The sequence below is a fragment of the Solihabitans fulvus genome, assembly GCF_008386585.1.
GTDB lineage: Bacteria > Actinomycetota > Actinomycetes > Mycobacteriales > Pseudonocardiaceae > Solihabitans > Solihabitans fulvus.
In genome coordinates this window covers 1-16,507 of the sequence record NZ_VUOB01000047.1, presented here as the reverse complement: position 1 = coordinate 16,507, position 16,507 = coordinate 1, and the positions used below count along the sequence as shown (strand labels likewise).

Annotated in this window: 14 protein-coding genes; 8 read left to right on the top strand and 6 right to left on the bottom strand. The window is 69.6% G+C overall.

Annotation, left to right across the window (positions count from 1 at the left end):
* Positions 1 to 167: 167 nt before the first annotated feature.
* The 3 genes from F0L68_RS25410 (at position 168) to F0L68_RS25400 (ending at position 4,147) form a co-directional block, all read left to right on the top strand.
* Positions 168 to 1,490 (top strand): acyltransferase family protein, encoded by a 1,323-nt coding sequence (locus tag F0L68_RS25410; protein ID WP_149852318.1) that lies wholly within the window; start codon positions 168 to 170, stop codon positions 1,488 to 1,490.
* A gap of 132 nt (positions 1,491 to 1,622) precedes the next feature.
* Positions 1,623 to 3,251 (top strand): glycosyltransferase, encoded by a 1,629-nt coding sequence (locus F0L68_RS25405; RefSeq protein ID WP_223199124.1) that lies wholly within the window; start codon positions 1,623 to 1,625, stop codon positions 3,249 to 3,251.
* Positions 3,248 to 4,147, top strand: a complete 900-nt coding sequence (locus F0L68_RS25400; RefSeq protein ID WP_149852317.1) for a glycosyltransferase — start codon at positions 3,248 to 3,250, stop codon at positions 4,145 to 4,147. Before F0L68_RS25405 ends, F0L68_RS25400 begins: the two co-directional genes overlap by 4 nt.
* Positions 4,148 to 4,225: 78 nt before the next feature.
* Here the strand turns inward: F0L68_RS25400 and F0L68_RS25395 are convergent, their stop codons facing one another.
* The gene (locus tag F0L68_RS25395; protein ID WP_149852316.1) at positions 4,226 to 6,169 is read right to left on the bottom strand and encodes a DUF8189 domain-containing protein; all 1,944 of its coding nucleotides are present in this window, start codon (positions 6,167 to 6,169) and stop codon (positions 4,226 to 4,228) included.
* A 166-nt stretch (positions 6,170 to 6,335) separates the two neighbouring features.
* Between F0L68_RS25395 and F0L68_RS25390 the strand changes: the two genes are divergently transcribed.
* The 4 genes from F0L68_RS25390 to glf are packed head-to-tail and all read left to right on the top strand — an operon-like array spanning position 6,336 to position 11,236.
* The gene (locus F0L68_RS25390; RefSeq protein WP_149852315.1) at positions 6,336 to 7,364 is read left to right on the top strand and encodes a glycosyltransferase family 2 protein; all 1,029 of its coding nucleotides are present in this window, start codon (positions 6,336 to 6,338) and stop codon (positions 7,362 to 7,364) included.
* Positions 7,361 to 7,771: a GtrA family protein gene (locus tag F0L68_RS25385; protein ID WP_223199123.1), complete on the top strand. Its 411-nt coding sequence runs from the start codon at positions 7,361 to 7,363 to the stop codon at positions 7,769 to 7,771. The genes F0L68_RS25390 and F0L68_RS25385 overlap by 4 nt, the downstream gene beginning before the upstream one ends.
* Entirely contained in the window at positions 7,768 to 10,068 is a 2,301-nt protein-coding gene (locus F0L68_RS25380) for a hypothetical protein (RefSeq protein WP_149852314.1), read from the top strand. The genes F0L68_RS25385 and F0L68_RS25380 overlap by 4 nt, the downstream gene beginning before the upstream one ends.
* Positions 10,049 to 11,236, top strand: coding sequence for a UDP-galactopyranose mutase (glf, locus tag F0L68_RS25375; RefSeq protein ID WP_188316825.1), 1,188 nt, complete (start codon positions 10,049 to 10,051; stop codon positions 11,234 to 11,236). The genes F0L68_RS25380 and glf overlap by 20 nt, the downstream gene beginning before the upstream one ends.
* Before the next feature lie 23 nt (positions 11,237 to 11,259).
* Here the strand turns inward: glf and F0L68_RS25370 are convergent, their stop codons facing one another.
* The 5 genes from F0L68_RS25370 to F0L68_RS25350 all read right to left on the bottom strand — a co-directional run bounded on the left by F0L68_RS25370 (position 11,260) and on the right by F0L68_RS25350 (position 15,565).
* Positions 11,260 to 11,865, bottom strand: a complete 606-nt coding sequence (locus F0L68_RS25370) for a hypothetical protein (protein WP_149852312.1) — start codon at positions 11,863 to 11,865, stop codon at positions 11,260 to 11,262.
* A 132-nt stretch (positions 11,866 to 11,997) separates the two neighbouring features.
* Entirely contained in the window at positions 11,998 to 12,870 is an 873-nt protein-coding gene (locus tag F0L68_RS25365) for a carbohydrate ABC transporter permease (RefSeq protein ID WP_149852311.1), read from the bottom strand.
* 2 nt (positions 12,871 to 12,872) lie between these two features.
* Positions 12,873 to 13,742: a carbohydrate ABC transporter permease gene (locus tag F0L68_RS25360; protein WP_149852362.1), complete on the bottom strand. Its 870-nt coding sequence runs from the start codon at positions 13,740 to 13,742 to the stop codon at positions 12,873 to 12,875.
* A 119-nt stretch (positions 13,743 to 13,861) separates the two neighbouring features.
* A complete protein-coding gene (locus tag F0L68_RS25355) occupies positions 13,862 to 15,151 on the bottom strand; it encodes an ABC transporter substrate-binding protein (protein WP_149852310.1) in 1,290 nt (429 codons plus the stop codon).
* 156 nt (positions 15,152 to 15,307) lie between these two features.
* Entirely contained in the window at positions 15,308 to 15,565 is a 258-nt protein-coding gene (locus tag F0L68_RS25350; RefSeq protein WP_149852309.1) for a hypothetical protein, read from the bottom strand.
* A gap of 315 nt (positions 15,566 to 15,880) precedes the next feature.
* Here F0L68_RS25350 and F0L68_RS25345 point away from each other — a divergent pair.
* Positions 15,881 to 16,507: RNA-guided endonuclease InsQ/TnpB family protein (locus F0L68_RS25345; protein WP_149852308.1), on the top strand; the 627-nt coding region annotated here is incomplete at its 3' end.

Below are 16,507 nucleotides of genomic sequence, written 5' to 3'. Positions count from 1 at the left end.
CGACCGTCACCCTCCTGGGTACGCGTGGCGTGGGCGGGGACGTTAACCTGCTGCACGGTGTGCCGGACCCCGGCCCGGCGCGACCGCTCGGTCCGGAATCTCGGCTAGCCAGTCGATGGTCTCGGCGGCCCGCGCACGTTCGGATATCGACTGGTTCGAGGACTGAGATGAACACGACCGATGGCAACGCCGCGGTGGCTCTGACGGACCCGGCCGGACCGGCCGGTCCGGAGGTGCCGATCACGGACACCCCGGGCACGACGACGCCGCACGCCGCCGAGCCGGCGAAACCGGCCTCGCACATCCTTCAGCTGACCGGCGTCCGCGCGTTGGCCGCGAGCTGGGTGCTGATGTTCCACTTCCGGCCAGAGCTGCTGCTGGGCTTCGGTTTCCTGCACCCGCTCGTGCCGCTGATGAACGTGGGCTACCTCGGCGTCGACCTGTTCTTCGTGCTCAGCGGATTCATCCTGACCTACACGCACCTCGACCGGATGATCGACGGCTACAGCTGGAAGAAGATGGTCGGCTTCCTCTGGCTGCGTTTCTCTCGCATCTGGCCGCTGATGTTCTTCATGATGCTGGTGTGGGCCGCCTATCTGGCGTTTCTGACCGTGCACAACAATGACGGACGGATGCAGGCCGCGCTCAACCCGGAGCGATTCCTTGCGCACGTCTTCCTCGTGCAGGCGTGGACGACCACCCATCACGACTGGAATCCGATCGACTGGTCGCTGTCCGCCGAGTGGATGGCGTACCTGGCGTTCACCGTGTTCGTCGTGCTGTTCGCCAAGCTGCGCCTGCACGTGAGCAGCCGGGGGCTCGTGCTGCTCGCGCTGTTCTCCGTGTTGCCGGTGGTGTTCATCGGGATGGGCTTCCAGGACGGCAGCGACCTGTTGTGGAACAACGACAACATCGTGGAGGGGATCGTCCCGCTCCGCGTGCTGTCCGAGTTCGCCGGCGGCGCGATCGTCTCGATCCTGGTGATGCGCCACGGAACGAACGCCAGGCTGCCGTGGTTCCTTCGGCCGACCACGGTGTTCGTGGTGATCATCGCGTTGCTGTACCTGATCCCGGCCATCGACCCGGCCAAGCGGTGGCGCTACGACCAGAACTGGAGCATCTACGGGCACCTGATGTGGGGCTCGATCGAGACCGTGGTCGTCGTCCCGCTGTTCCTGCTGCTGATCGGCTCCCTCGCGGTCAGCAGGCGCGACCTGTTCACCAGGCTGCTCGCCACCAGGGTGCTGGTCTGGGGCGGCAAGGTGTCCTTCGCGCTCTACCTGGTGCACTGGCTCTACCTGGACGCCATGCGCAGGGTGTTGGGCAATCACCTGCACATTGCCGACCGGCCGACGTCCCTGGCCTATCGGTTGATCGTTTTGGTCGCCATCGCGCTCGCCGTGCTCTCCGCGCACCTGTTGTTCAACTTCGTCGAAGAGCGGGCCAGGAAGACCATGCGCAGGCTGCTTCCGCGCTCCATGAACGTCTGAGCCCGGTGTGTGTCGACCGACACCCCGACGGGCTGCCGAGGCGACTGGGTACTATCTAGATCGATCGGCTGCCGCGCAGCGCGGTGAGCGCCCTCTACCCATTCGAGAGCTGTGACCGACAATACTGAGAACGTGAAATCAGCCATGCCGTTCGAGGTGCTCGACGAGAGCTGCGTCGGACTGGTGGAGAACGACGGTCTCCTCGACGACCGGGAGCGTCGTCTCGTGGTCGGGGCCGCGAACTTCCACGCGCTGGCCGGTCCTGGCCAGACCTTCCGCCTCACGGTGCTGCGGGGCCCGCGAGGCACCATGCCGTCGCTGACCGACGATCAGACGCGTCGGATCGAATGGGAGGACGACCGCGAGGTCGTCGGCTCGCTGGTGTTCCGCAGCTCGGTGCACACCACCGCCGATGCCGGCTCCCAGGACAAGCTCGTGGACCTGGCCGTCGACCTGGGCGGCGAGCCCGAGGTCGCCTCGGCCTACCACCAGCTCAACGGCGTGCTCGGCAAGGTCCGCCGGTCCGTTCGGTTCTTCGCGCCGGTCCAGTTCGACGTGCTGCGGCAGTACCGCACCGACATGACCGAGCGGCGCTACCGCAGGCACGACGTGCCCCGAAAAGCCCCGGTCCGGATCAGCCGCGGCGCCTCGGCCAACCCGCACGGCGACACGCCGGCGATCCTGTTCGGCCTGCACTGGCTCGAGCTCGGCGGCGCGGAGCGGTTCGCGCTGGAGACGATCCAGCTGGCCAAGGAAGCCGGTTTCCTGCCGATCGTGGTGGTCGACCGGCCGTCCACCCACCCGTGGATCACGCGGCCGGAGCTGGACGGCGCGGTGGTCGTCCCGCTGAGCCACCCGATCAGCCCCGACCAGGAGTCCGCCTTCCTCAACGGCGTGCTGTCGGCCTACGACGTGCGCGGCATCCACCTGCACCACAGCAGCTGGCTGGTGCAGCGCCTGCCGTGGATCAAGTCGGTGCGGCCGGAGATCCCGGTGATCGACTCGCTGCACATCCTGGAGTGGCGCACCGGCGGCTTCGTGGACATCTCGGTGCGGATGACCAACGTCATCGACGTGCACCACGTCATCTCGCCGATGCTGCGCGACTACCTGATCGGTCGGCAGGGCCTCGCGCCGGAGCGGGTCAAGCTGGCCACCCTGGCCAACCTGACCACCGGCGGCATCGATCAGTCCGGCCCGGTCAGCAAGGATCACGACGGCCCGTTCACCGTCGCGTTCGTCGGCCGGTTCACCCAGCAGAAGCGGCCCTACCTGTTCCTCCAGCTGGCCGCCGAGCTGAAGTCCTCCGCGCCTGGCCCGGTCAAGTTCATCGTGCACGGCGACGGCGAGCTGTCCAGCGAGGTGCACGGCCTGATCGCCCGCCTCGGCCTGTCCGACGTGCTCGAGCTGCGGACCCCGGCGCGACCGGTCGCGGACACGCTGGCGGACGCGGACGCGCTGGTCATCTCCTCGGACAACGAGGGGCTGACGCTGACCTCCTTCGAGGCCACCGCGGCCGGCATCCCGGTCGTCTCGACCGATGTCGGCTCGCAGGCCTCGCTGATCGCCGAGGATCTGCTGTGCTCCCGGCACCCGTACCCGTTCATCAAGACGGCCGCCCAGCGGATCCGCACCATGATGATCTCGCCGGCACAGCGCAAGACCTGGCTGGACGAGCAGGCCGCGAAGGCCGAGGCGTTCGCGAAGCTTCCCGACGCCCGCACCTGGATCCGAGACACCTACCAAGGATGGCTTCCGTGAGCACCGTCGCAGCCGTCGTCGTCACCTACAACCGCAAGGACAAGCTCGTCAAGGTCCTTGACCACGTGTTGGCGCAGACCCGCAGGCCCGAGTGGCTGGTCGTGGTCGACAACGCCTCCACGGACGGCACCGACGAGGTGCTGGCCAAGTACGAGACCAACGACAGCGTCGTGATCCTGCGACTGTCGGAGAACACCGGCGGCGCTGGCGGCTTCGCGGCCGGCATGGCGCGCGGCTACGAGCTCGGCGCGGACTTCGTCTGGATCATGGACGACGACTGCTACGCCAACGAGGACGCGCTCGAGGAGCTGGTCAACGGCCTGCACCAGGCCGAAAAGGCCATGGACATGGAGCTCCCGTACGCGTGCTCGCTGGTCAAGTGGACCGACGGCGGCATCTGCGAGATGAACAACCCGGGCACCACCTGGGACTGGGGCAAGCTGATCGCGCGCGGGCAGGAGAACGTGCTGGTCACGCACTGCTCGTTCGTCTCGGTGCTGTTCCCGCGCTGGGCGCTCACCCGGTTCGGTCTGCCGCTCAAGGAGTACTTCATCTGGTTCGACGACCAGGAGTACACGCTGCGGGTCACCAAGGCGGGCCCCGGCGTCCAGGTGCTGCGCAGCGTCGTGGTGCACGACCTCGGCGTCAACCGCGGCGTCAACTTCGGTGACGTGAACGCGTCCAACATGTGGAAGTTCGAGTACGGCGCGCGCAACGAGGCGTCGTTCCGGCTGCACCACGAGAACCCGGTGGCGTTCCTCAAGTTCGTCGTGCGGCTCGAGCAGGGCCTGCGCGGCGGCAAGGTGCCGTGGTCGTTGCGGGCCAAGCTGTTCCGCAAGGTCATCGAGGGCGTCAAGTTCAACCCGAAGCCGGATATGCCGCGCTCGGTCCTCTGACCGCCGGTTCCTCGGTCAGCCCAGGGCACACGCTCGCACCACGGGCCCACGGCACACCGCCGTGGGCCCGTCGTGCGTTCAGTCCACCGCCTGCCAGCGCTGCCGCTGGTTGACCAGCAGCCTGCCGTCCAGCCCGAACGTCAGCAGCGTGGTGTCCGCGTCGGCACTCGTGGTGACGGCGGCGGTCTCCCCGTCGACGGTCTCGCCGCCCTGCGCGGTCCAGCCGGGACAGCGGTCGTCCGCGCCGAGCAGACAGGTGGTCACGCCGAGGCCGTTGTCCCTGCCGACGACGAGCACACCGCGCCGCGTGTCGACCGCGCCGACGCCGCCGACCCCGCCCGGCGGGCCGCTGAGCACCGGCGGCCGACCCCACCCGTGCGCGGCGTCCTGCGAGCTGACGGCCAACTGCCCAGTGCCGGCGACGGGGTAGGCCACCGTGAGCCGCCCGTCGGTGCGCCGCGCGAGCGCCGGGGCGGCCGTCGGCGCGACCGAGGCGAAGCCGGGATCGGCGGCCAACTCCGCGCCGCCGCGGGGCTGCGCCCAGTGCAGCACCCGGTCCCGCGTGCTGGCGAACAGCTCGATCCTGCCGTCGTCGCCTGCGCGGGCCGCCAGCCCGTCCTGGACGTCCGTCCCGCCGAGATCGCGCCAGTCCCGCTGCCAGGAACCGTCCCGCCCGGTCTGTGCGAGCGCGCTGACACCGCCGTTCCCGTTGCGCGTGAACACGGTGATCCGCCCGTCGCCGTCGACCGCCGCGGCCGGCACGCCGACCTCGCCTCGCCTGGCCTGCCCCGACCTGTCGTTGGGGTTGCCGAGGCTCCGCCAGCCGCCGTTCCAGCCGTCGCCCTCCTGGTCGGTGGTGACGATCTCGTCGTTGTCCAACCGCCTGGCGAACAGGTGCAGGCGTTTGCCGTTGTCGCGCACCACGGCGATGGCGGGCGCCAGCGGGCCGCCGCCGTCGCGCGGCCCGGCCTGCCGCCCCCACGACCCGTCCGCCCGCTGAGCCCAGCCGACCACCCCGGCGCCCCGCGCGACGAACGCGACCGGCCGGTCGTTCGCGTCGACCCCGGCCCACGAGGTGCCGCGCGCCCAGCGGAGGTACATGCGGCTCTGCCAGGCGGCGTAGATCCCGGCGAGATCCTGTTTGGACACCAGGGGGTCGTTGGCCGTGTACCCGGCGAAATACCGTGCCTTGTCCGCGAGCGCGGTGCCGGCGACGTTCTGCGGCGCCTCGGCGATGTTGTAGTCGCGGTAGTTCAGCTCGACCAGGCCAGGGTTCCGGCCGGACGCGCGGTAGTCGGCGAGGGCCTCGCCGGTGAACCGCGCGGCCATCACGTGGTCGGGGTGGTCGTGGAAGGGGCGCCAGTTCGTGGTGGAGCGCTGGTCGGGGCGCGGGTCCTGGGCGCGCACCACGGTGGGGTCGAACCGCTGGAACAGGTCGGTGATCGCCTGCACGAGGGCGAGGTGGTTGTAGGCGTAGGAGCGGGTCACGACCCCGCCGGTCGGCACCAGCGTCCGCGTCAGGTAGGCGTTGGCGCGGTCGTCCCACAGCTTGGTCAGCGCGCGCGGCCCGCCGCTGGCCTGCCGGTCGGTGTCCTCCGGCAGGTTCAGGAACACCAGCCTGACCTGCGGTTTGTCGATCAGCGTGTACAGCTCGGCCTGGTGGTCGTTGTCCATGGTGATGACCTCGGCCCGCCAGTGGTCCCCGGTGCCGGCCATCGCCGCGTAGGCGGCGCGCGAGCCGATCTGCCGCGAGGCGGCGTAGCCGGCCCGGTCCGCGACGTTGGCCTCGCCCGCGGTGAGGAAGACGGTGACCGTCGGCCGCCCGGCCCGGACACCAGTGGCGACGTCGGGGTTCATGAACAGGATGTCGTCGTCCTGGTGCGCGACGACCTGGAGCAGCACTGATCTGCCGGGGTCGGTCGGTCGCTGGTCGCGCGGACTGGCGCAGGCCACCACGAGCACCGCGAGTAGGCACGCGGCGACGGCTCGAAACGAGTTCAGTCGACCTTGCTCCGCCCTCACCCGGCCGATACTGCCTGGTCCGCCCGGTGCGCCGTGCGGCGGGGCCGGTCGCCGTCTGTCACCGTGGTATGTTCACGGCGCAGTTCCCAGTGCCCATGAACGTTCCCAGTCCCGCCGCGGCGGCGCTGGCCGCATCCCAGTCCGGGTGCGGCACTGGAGGAATCCGATGCGTTTGTCCGTGGTTGTTCCGTGCTTCAACGAGGAGCTGGGGCTCGACTATCTGCACGAAGCCCTCGTGGCGGCACTGTCCAGAATCACCGGGGACTTCGAGGTGCTGCTGGTCGACGACGGCAGCACGGACGCGACGCTCGCGGTCATGCGGCGGCTGCACGAGGCCGACCCGCGCATGCGGTTTCTGGCGCTGAGCCGCAACTTCGGCAAGGAAGCCGCCATGTTGGCCGGCCTGAGCCAGGCGACCGGCGACGCCGTCGCGATCATGGACGCCGACCTCCAGCACCCGCCGGAGCTGCTGGCGCAGATGATCGACGTGCTCGGCACGGGCTACGACCAGGTGGTGGCAAGGCGCAGCAGGACGGGCGAGCCGCTGCTGCGCAGGATGGTGTCCCGGCTGTACTACCGGATGATGAACCAGGCCGTCGAGATCGAGCTACAGGACGGGGTCGGCGACTTCCGGGTCCTCAGCCAGCGCGCGGTGCAGGCGCTGCTGTCGCTCGGCGAGTACAACCGCTTCTCCAAGGGCCTGTTCTCCTGGATCGGCTTCGACACCGCGACCGTGGACTACCAGAACGTGGCGCGGCACAGCGGCAGTAGCAAGTGGACGTTCCGCAAGCTGGTGAACTACGGCATCGACGGGGTCGTCTCGTTCAACAACCGCCCGCTGCGGCTGGCCGTCTACCTCGGCATGCTGGTCACCATGATCGCGTTCTGCTACGCGATCTGGGTCGTCTGGCACGCCGTTAAGGACGGTGTGGACTCCCCGGGCTACGTGACGATCATCTGCGGCGTGCTCGGGCTCGGCGGGCTCCAGCTGATGTTCCTCGGCATCCTCGGTGAGTACCTCGGCCGGATCTACTACGAAACCAAGCGCAGGCCGCACTTCCTGGTCAAGGAGGCCAGCGGTGACGCGCCGGTCTCGGTGGCGCTCGGGCCGGAGGCGTTGACGCGCTTCCCGAGGGACCGCAACGGGGCAGGCCGGGGGCTCGGGATCGCCTCGACGGAGTCGAACGAGCGGTGAACCTGGGCAGGATCGTCCGTTTCGGCGTCGTGGGCGTGGCCAACACGGGTGTCTACTACGGGCTGTACCTGGTGTTCCGGCAGGTGCTGCCCTACCTCGTCGCGCACGCCGTCGCGTTCCTGCTCGCGATGGTCGGCTCGTACTTCCTGAACTGCTACTTCACGTTCCGGGTCCGTCCGACGCTGCGGAAGTTCCTGCTCTTCCCACTGTCCAACGTGTCCAACTTCGTGATCACCTCGGCCGGTCTCTACGTGCTCGTCGCCATGTTCCACCTGAACGAGCGGATCGCCCCGCTGGCCGCCGCGTTGGTCGCCGTGCCGATCACGTTCTTCGTCGCCCAGTTCGTGCTCGTGGACCGGGAGCGTCCTGAGCGTGCGGCGGCGAGAGAACAGGAGAACCAGCCGTGACGACGGTGTCCGGGACCGCTGTCGACGAATCGCCGCGCCACCAGCACGCCGACCCCGGCGAGTCGCCGGTGCGCCGCTGGCATGGTGTCGCGACGGCGGCTGGAGTCTGCGTGCTGGTCGCGCTGCTCGCGCAGCTTCCCTTGCTGCGCAACCGGTTGTTCTACTTCTGGGACGACAGCGCCGCCCAGTTCGTGCCGATGTGGCACGCGCTTGGCAAGCGGATCCTGTCCGGCGAGTTCCCGCTGATGCTCGACCTGCACAGTTGGGTCGGCGGCAACCTGGTCGCCGAGGCCATGTTCGGCACCTGGAACCCCGTCAACCTGGCCAACTACGTGCTGGTCGCGCTGATCCCTGACCTCGGGGTCGGCGCCGCCGTGGTCAAGTCCGAGTACCTGGTGCTGCTGGCGCTCGGGCTGTACCTGCTGTGCCGCGAGTACGGCGCGTCGACCTGGCTGTCGGCGGCGGTGGCGGTCGCGTTGCCGTTCGGCGGGTTCACCCTGTTCTTCGACGCCTCCACCTGGGCCGCCGGCCTCATGTCCAGCGCGTGGGTGCCGTTCGTGTGGTGGTCGGCGCGGCGGATGGCCAGGGGCCGCTCGACCGCGTGGCTGCCGTTCGTCTTCGGCTACCTCGCGGTGACGGCCGGCAACCCCTACGGGCTGCTCGCCGTGTGCGTGGTGCTGCTCGGCCTGCTGGTCGAGTTCTGGGTCGGCCGCGATCGGCGCGCGGTCCGGCACCTGCTCGGCCTCGGCGCGATGGTCGGCGGCGTCGCCCTGCTGGTCTTCCTGCCGCTGCTGAACAACGGGGCGGTGGCCGCGCGGCAGGGCAAGGACCTCTACAACGTCGGCCAGTTGGTGCCGTCGGTGAACGACCTGCTCGCGTCGAGCATGCCCAGCTACGTGCCGACGATCCGGTCCTTCGCGCCGGGGTCGATCCGCATGACGGTGCCGACGACCTACTTCGTCTGGTTCGCGCTGCCGCTGCTGGCGTGGCTGGACTGGCGGGTGCTGCGGGCGCGCTGGCGCACGCTCCTGGCGGTGTTCGTGTTCTCCGGCTGCTACCTGGTGGCCGCGCTCGGCCCGTCGAACCTGTGGATGTTCCGCTGGCCGTTGCGCCTGGTGCAGGACGCGTACTTCGGCCTCGGCGTGCTGCTGGCTGTGCTGCTCACCGCGGGCCTGCGCACGGACCACCTCAGGCGGCGGATCCTGGTCACGGTCGGTGTGCTGGCCGGCAGCGGTTACCTGGCGTTCTCCGCGTGGCCCAAGATCGCCGTCCGGCACGCGGTCGCGTTGGCGCTGCTCACGGTGCTGACCGCGGCGGCGGTGTTCGCGGCGCGCCGGGGCGCGCGCTGGCTGACGGCCGTGCTCGGGGTCGGCACGGTGGCCGTGCTCGCGCTCCAGCTGGCCTGGTTCCCGGCCAACCGCGATGTCACCGACTACAGCTTCCCGACCAGCACGCACGACCTGCGGCAGCAGTTCGGCGACCGATATCAGGGCACGACCTTCCAGGTCGCCGAGCTGAGCCTGGCCAACCGGGTCGGCGCCGAGCGGTCCTGGCGGCACCTGTTGTTCGGCAACATGTACCGGGCCGCCGGGGTCGACGCGGTGACCTCGTACACGGGCATCGGCGACCGGCACTTCGCCGGGCCGCTGTGCCTCGACTTCGTTGGCGCGACCTGCGCGAAGGCGTACCCGAGGCTGTGGGAGCCGACCGAGGCCGGCGGGGCGCCGCTGGCGGACCTGATGCGGTTGCGCACCGTCGTCGTGCAGCGCGCCCTGATCGACGCGCCGGAGGTGCCGGCCGGCTGGTCCGTCGCCGAGCGCGACGACGTGGTCACGGTGCTGCGTCGCGACGGCCAGGATCGCTTCCCCGACGGCCGCCTTGGCTGGGTGTCCGCCGGGTCAACTGTGACGGCGGACACGGCCGTCGGCCAGCGCGAGGAACGGGTGCGGTTCGAGCGCGGCCCGCACGCGACGGGGCCGACCAGGCTCGCCTTCGCCAGGCTCGACTGGCCCGGCTACCAGGCCGAGGTCGACGGCGTGTCGGTGCCGGTGCGGTCGGGGCCGGCCGGCCTGGTCGAGGTGGAGGTCCCCGAGCGGCTGCGCAGCGGCGAACTGACGCTGCACTGGGCGCCGCCCGGACTCCCGCTCGGCCTGCTCGGCGCGCTGCTCGGCGCGCTCGGCGCGGTCGGGCTGTCCTGGTGGCAGTACCGGCAGCGCCGCCGGACCGGTGGGGACGCGGTTTCGGTGACACCGAGTGAGCCCGGTACCCTCGGCGGGCGTGAGCATCGCAGGCTATGACCTGATCGTCGTCGGATCCGGCTTCTTCGGCCTCACGGTCGCGGAGCGCACCGCAACTACGCTGAACAAGCGGGTGCTGGTGCTCGAACGCCGTGAGCACATCGGTGGCAACGCGTATTCCGAGCCGGAGCCGGAGACCGGGATCGAGGTGCACCGCTACGGTGCGCACCTCTTCCACACCTCCAACAAGCGGGTCTGGGACTACTGCAACCAGTTCACCGATTTCACGAGCTACCAGCACCGGGTCTTCGCCAAGTACCAGGGGCAGGTCTACTCGTTCCCGATGAACCTCGGGCTGATCAACCAGTTCTTCGGGAAGTCCTTCACCCCCGAGGAGGCCAAGGCGCTGATCGCCGGGCAGGCCGCCGAGATCGAGACGGCGGACGCGCAGAACCTCGAGGAGAAGGCGATCTCGCTGATCGGCCGCCCGCTCTACGAGGCGTTCGTGCGCGGCTACACCGCCAAGCAGTGGCAGACCGACCCCAAGGAACTGCCCGCCGCGAACATCACCCGCCTGCCGGTTCGGTACAACTTCAACAACCGGTACTTCAACGACACCTACGAGGGCCTGCCGGTCGACGGCTACACCGCGTGGCTGGAGAAGATGGCCGCGCACGAGAACATCGACGTGCGGCTGAACGTCGACTACTTCGACGTGCGCGACGAGATCCCGGCCGGCACCCCGGTCGTCTACACCGGGCCGCTCGACCACTACTTCGGCTACTCCGAGGGTGAGCTGGGCTGGCGCACGCTCGACTTCGAGCGCGAGGTCCTGCCGGTCGGCGACTTCCAGGGCACCTCGGTGATGAACTACAACGACCAGGAAGTGCCCTACACCCGGATTCACGAGTTCCGGCACTTCCACCCTGAGCGCGACTACCCGACGGACAAGACCGTCGTGGTGAAGGAGTTCTCGCGGTTCGCGGAGAAGGGCGACGAGCCCTACTACCCGATCAACACCGCCGAGGACCGCGTCAAGCTCGAGAAGTACCGCGAGCTGGCCAAGCGCGAGGCCAAGGAGCACAACGTGCTGTTCGGCGGCCGTCTCGGCACGTACAAGTACCTGGACATGCACATGGCCATCGGCGCGGCGCTGAGCGCGTTCGACAACAAGATCGCGCCGCACCTGACCGACGGCACGCCGCTGGACGGGTCGCTGGAGGACTGACCGCGCGCGGACCCGCCCCCGCGTCACGGACCGGCGACGCGGGGGCGGTCCACCACCACGCGCACGCTGCCGAAGCCGGGCAGGACCGCCGAGCGGGGCGGTCCAGCCGACGACGGCCAGTACTGGCTGGGCATCGACCGCTGCGTCGGGCGGTCGTAGCGCCAGCGGACCCGGACCAGGATCGGCGTGGTCGGGTACTCGTTCGCGTCCGACGGCACGCCTCGCCACCTCGGGATCTCCACGGTGGCCACGTCGTCGGCGCCGGGGCCGTCCGGGTCCGCGCCGGGCCAGCGGTCCTCGTCGCGGATGCGGCGGATCAGGTCGGTGACGGTCATCGGGCCCGGCGTGTCGCCGTCCGGCAGCGCGTGCGCCGGCACGCGCGGACGCTCGGTCGGCATCGCGCGCATCGCCTGCCGCGCAGCAGGCATCGCGCGGACCGCCTGCCGGGCCGCCGGCATCGGCTGGCCGCGGAGCCAGATCGCGGCGAGCAGCGCCAGCGCCACCAGCGCGAGCACCGCCGTGACGCCGACCATGAGGAACTGCGACCACAGCGGCCCTGGGCTCAGCATCTCCAGCGCTCGCTCGGTCGGCAACCCGCACCGCCGGGACATCACGGGGACCCTCCACATCGCCTGAGAGTGTCCAGCACGCTACCGCCCGTGCACCCCCGGCGGCGAGGAGTGCCGGCGTGATCTCGAACGCTGCGACCGGGTTTTCACCCGGATTCCGCAGTGCCAGTCCGCAGGGCCAGCAGGAAGTTGCTAGCCCTTGATGCCGGTCTCGGCCGCGCCGCGGACCAGAAAGCGTTGCAGCGCGACGAACATCAGCACCAGCGGCAGCACGGACAGCGCGGCGGCGAGGAAGAGCTCGTGGATGTTGATGCTCTGCCCGGTGATGAAAGTGGACAGTGCGACCTGGACCGTCCAGGCCGACTGGTCCTGCCCGATCACCAGCGGCCACAGGAACGAGTTCCAGCTGCCGATGAAGGTGATCACCGCGATGGCCGCGAAGAAGTTCAGCGAGTTCGGCACCACGATCCGCCAGTAGGTGCCCCAGTGCCCGAGCCCGTCGATCCGCGCGGCCTCCTCCAGCTCCGCCGGGAACGCGAGGAAGTACTGCCGGAACAGGAAAGCGGTGAACCCGCTGAACATCACGGGCACGACCAGGCCGCGCAGGTCGCTGATCCAGCCGAGCGTGGAGACCACGACGAAGCTCGGCACGAAGGTCACCGCGGCCGGGATCATCAGCGTCGCCAGCACCGCGTAGAACACCTTCTTCGAGTGCCGGTAAGGGATTCTGGCCAGGCCGTAGCCGGCGAGCGAGGCGAACAGCAGCTGGCCGACGGTCTGCGCCACGGAGACGACGACCGAGTTGACCAGGCTGCGCAGCATCGGCACGGCCGGATCGTCCAGCAGCTCCCCGATGTTCTCCCAGTGCACGCGGTCGGGGAACAGCCGCCAGCCCTGCGCGGTGATCTCCTGTTCGGTGGCGAAACCGTTGCGCAGCACCAGATAGAACGGCAGCAGGAACAGCACCGCCGCGACGGAGAGCGCGAGGTACCTCGCGACCGTCGCGAGGATCCCGGCCGGCGTCCGCCGGTACCCGACCGGCCGCAGCACGTCGTGGTCGGCCATCGTCAGTCACTCCTTCTGGCGAAGCCGAACACCTTGCCCTGCAACAGGGTCACGATCGCGATCAGCGCGGCCAGGATCACCGCGCCAGCGCTGCCCCGCCCGAAGTCCTGGCCGCCCTGCCCGAGCGCGGTGTAGTACAGATAGACCAGCGGCGGGCGCGCGAACGGCGGATAGCCGCGCGCGGTGGAGAGCACGTTGTAGAACTCGTCGAACGCCTGGTACGCGGCGATGAGGTTGAGCAGCAGCACCGCGACCGAGGTGGCGCGCAGCTGCGGCAGCGTGATGTGCCGGAACGTCTGCCAGCCCGGCCTGGCCCCGTCGATCCACGCGGCCTCGTAGAGATGCCGGGGAATCCGTTGCAGGCCGGCGATGAACAGGATCATGTAGAAGCCGAGCTGCAACCACAGCCGAAGGGTGACCAGCACCAGCCAGTACCACGGCGGGTCGGTCGACGCGGTCCACGCGATGTTGTCGACGCCGAACCAGCCAAGCACGGTGTTGGCCAGGCCGAAGCGGACGCCGTTGAAGATGGACAGCTTCCACACCAGCGAGGCGACCACGTAGGAGCAGGCCGTCGGCAGGAAGAACACCGAGCGGAAGAACGCGCGGGCGAACCCGATCTGGTTCACCAGCAGCGCGAGGGCGAGCGACAGTACGAACGTCGTCGGCACGATGAACAACGCGAACAGGCTGAACGTGCCGAGGCTGGCCAGGAACGGTCCCTCGGTCAGCATGTGCAGGTAGTTGTCCAGGCCGACGAACCTCGTCGGCGTCACGGTGTCGCGCGCGTCGAAGAAGCTGAGCAGCACGCTCCAGCCGATCGGCAGGTACGCGAACACCGCGAGGCCGACCGCGAACGGCCCGACGAACAGCCAGAAGGCGCGGGCGTTGCCCCGGCCCTTCCCGCCCTGGGCCTTCTTACCGCGGCGGGGTTTCGGCTCCGTAGATCCAGGCTCCGTAGATCCAGGCACGGTCGAGCCAGGCACGCCGGTCACCCGTAGAGGCGCTTGAGCTCGTCGGTCACCTTCCCCGCTGCGGTGCGCAGCTCGGTCGCGGCGTCGCTGCCCTGGCGGACGACCTTGGCCACGGCGTCGAGGTAGGCGGTGCTCATCGCCTGGGTCCACTCCGGCGGGTTGGACGACTTCGCGGACTGCTGCACGAACTTCACCGCGTCGGCGGCTGGACCGCTCTTGAGCTTGTCCGCCTTGTCCGCCAGGCTCTTTCGCGGCGGGATGTGGAAGCCGTAGCCGGTGTTGAAGTCCTGCTGGTAGTCGGTGTGGTCGATCCACAGCCACTTCACGAACGCCTTGGCCTCGTCGATGTGCTGGCTCTTCGCGTTGACCATCGAGCCGTACGCGCCGACCGGAACGGACGGCTTGCCGGCGTCGGTCAGCTTCGGCCACGGCAGCACGCCGAAGTCGTCGCCGAGCGCCTTCTGCACGGCGGGCACCGCCCACAGCCCGGTCCACTGCATGGCGGCGAGGCCCTGGGTGAACGCGTCCGGCTCGGACCAGTCCTTGACCGCGCCGAGCAGCAGGGCGCCGCTGGTGTTCAGCTCGCGCAGCTTGCCAAGCGCGGTGGCGGCGGCGGGGTCGTCGAAGCCGACCTTGTGTTCCGGCGTCACGTAGTCGAGGCCGACCGACCACAGCGCGGGCCCGCCCAGCACGCCGACCCCGCCGTCGTTGCCGGCGAACAGGCCCTTGACCTTGTCGGTGGTCAGCCGCTTCGCCGCGTCGATCAGCTCGTCGACGGTGGTCGGCGGTTTCACCCCGGCCTTGTCGAGCAGGCTCTTGCGGTAGAACAACATCTGCATGTCCACGGCCTGCGGCACGCCGTAGATCTTGCCGTCGACGGTGTGCCCGGCCAGGATCGTCGCGGTGAAGTCGTCCTTGGCTGGCGCGATCACGTCGTCGAGCGGCACGACCTGGCCCGACCGCACCATGCTGAGCTGGAGGGTGGACTCGAACACGTCCGGCCCGCCGCCCGACAGCAGCGAGGTGGACAGCTTGGAGTCGTAGTCGCCGGGGTTCCACTGCACGGTGACCTTCGACTTGCCGGCGTTGTCGCTGAAGTCCTTGGCGTAGCGCTGCACCGCCTGCTGCACACCCGGCTCGCCGTAGGCGTGGTACCACTGCTGGATCGTCTGGCTGTCCGAGGCGCCCCGGCCGGTGTTGGAGCCGCACGCGGCCAACAGCGGACCGAACGCGCCGGCGAGCGCGACCGCGCCGGTGGCGTGCAGGAAGCTGCGGCGGGAAACCGAGGTGTGCTCGTGCTGGGTCATCGGCTCGCGACCTCCGAGAGTGACGGCTGCTGCGCGCTGCGTGCGCGTTGGCCGAGTATCGCGCGAGCCGCAATGCGCCAGTGCCGAAACAGCCGTAGTGCGGTGGAATTCCCTCAGTGTGGGACGAACCGGGTCACCCGCTGGTCGCCGCGCCGGCTACTGGGGAGCCGGGCTCCCGTACACCTGCGCGTTGGGCCGGAGCCGCTCGAGGTGGGCGACGGCGACCTGGGCGTAGTTGATCGCCACGCTGGCGCCGTTGGCGGCAATGACCGAGGTGATCGACCCGCCGAGCAGCCGCTCCAGCCGCTTCTCCAGCTCGGTGGCGGTCTCTTCGGAGACGGCGATCCTGATCGGCTCGCCGCCGCCGACGAGGTGCAGGACGAGCGCCTTCGGCGCGTTTCGTGCTGTCGTCATGGCGCCAGCCCACCAGTGTCGCCGCGGTGCGGCAACGCCGGTTCACCGTGAGCGCAGCCTGTCCGCTGTCGGTGAACCGGCGCGCGGACGGTCGTGCGGGCGGTGCGGACCTGTCGAGCTACTTCCGAATGCGGGCCAGTGCTCCGCCCCTTGAGGGCGGGGTGAAAGCCCGTGCTGGGCGGGCCGTCAAGGACCGGGCAGTGCCTGACACCGGGCGGTGGCGCTGCTTGAGGTACGCACGCGACGGTGCCGGGGCGTGGGAGTCACTCGATCGTGATCTTGCGTGGGTTCGCACGTGTGTTCGATGCTGGTGGTGTGCAACTCCGTTACAACTTCCGCGTGTGCCCGACACCCGCCCAGCAGCAGTCGCTGGCGCGGGCGTTCGGGTGTGCCCGCGTGGTGTTCAACGACGGGCTGCGCGCACGGCAGCGGGCACGCGAGAACGGCGAGCAGCACATCTCCGACGGGGACCTGTCCAAGCTGGTCATCACCGCGGCCAAACGGACGCCTGAGCGTGCCTGGCTGGGTGAGGTGTCCGCAGTCGTGCTGCAACAGGCCATCGCGGACCTGAACACGGCCTACCGCAACTTCTTCGCCTCGGTCACGGGCACCGGCAAGGGCCGCAAGGTCGCTCCGCCCCGGTTCCGGTCCCGCAAGGACAACCGGCAGGCCATCCGATTCACCCGCAACGCCCGGTTCGCGATCCTGGACAACGGCAGGTTGCGGTTGCCGAAGGTCGGTGACCTGCGGGTGCGGTGGTCGCGGCCTCTGCCGTCGGACCCGTCCTCGGTCACGGTCGTGAAGGACGCGGCGGGCCGGTACTTCGCCTCCTTCGTCGTCCAGACCGGCGAGGACGAGGGCGAGGTGCTGCCGCCGGCCGACGCCGAGGTCGGTATCGACCTGGGGTTGACGCATTTCGCGGTCCTGTCCGACGGCACGAAG

Excerpts from the sequence above, each read along its gene's own strand:
- F0L68_RS25410 (WP_149852318.1), top strand. The coding sequence starts at position 168 with ATGAACACGACCGATGGCAACGCCGCGGTGGCTCTGACGGACCCGGCC.
- F0L68_RS25390 (WP_149852315.1), top strand. The coding sequence starts at position 6,336 with ATGCGTTTGTCCGTGGTTGTTCCGTGCTTCAACGAGGAGCTGGGGCTC.
- F0L68_RS25370 (WP_149852312.1), bottom strand. The coding sequence starts at position 11,865 with ATGTGGAGGGTCCCCGTGATGTCCCGGCGGTGCGGGTTGCCGACCGAG.
- F0L68_RS25365 (WP_149852311.1), bottom strand. The coding sequence starts at position 12,870 with ATGGCCGACCACGACGTGCTGCGGCCGGTCGGGTACCGGCGGACGCCG.
- F0L68_RS25355 (WP_149852310.1), bottom strand. The coding sequence starts at position 15,151 with ATGACCCAGCACGAGCACACCTCGGTTTCCCGCCGCAGCTTCCTGCAC.
- F0L68_RS25350 (WP_149852309.1), bottom strand. The coding sequence starts at position 15,565 with ATGACGACAGCACGAAACGCGCCGAAGGCGCTCGTCCTGCACCTCGTC.